This window comes from Pseudomonas sp. Colony2 (assembly GCF_019382755.1).
GTDB lineage: Bacteria > Pseudomonadota > Gammaproteobacteria > Pseudomonadales > Pseudomonadaceae > Aquipseudomonas.
On sequence record NZ_CP080030.1, the window covers coordinates 881,563 to 881,794 of the forward strand.

General features: G+C 62.5%; 1 protein-coding gene. It reads left to right on the top strand.

All coding sequences use genetic code 11. From position 1 onward, the window contains the following. A partial coding sequence (locus JV201_RS29530; RefSeq protein WP_257903286.1) for an integrase domain-containing protein occupies positions 1–232 on the top strand: 232 nt, incomplete at both ends.

A 232-nucleotide genomic window follows, 5' to 3' on the forward strand; every position in this document is an offset into this window, starting at 1 on the left:
GCAAGGCCAAGATCGTGCTCAGATCGAGTTGATCGCACGCGCGCTGTCAGAGCGAGGTCAGCAACGAGTGGCCGCAATTGTGCTCCTCGCCCGTGAGACTGGTATGCGCCTGCGCGAAGCGATCCTGGCCGATCTGCCCCGACTGCAACGTGAGGTTCGGCAACTGGGCAAGATCAACATCCAGGATGGCACCAAAGGTGGTCGATCAGGGGCCTCGGCACCGCGCTGGATC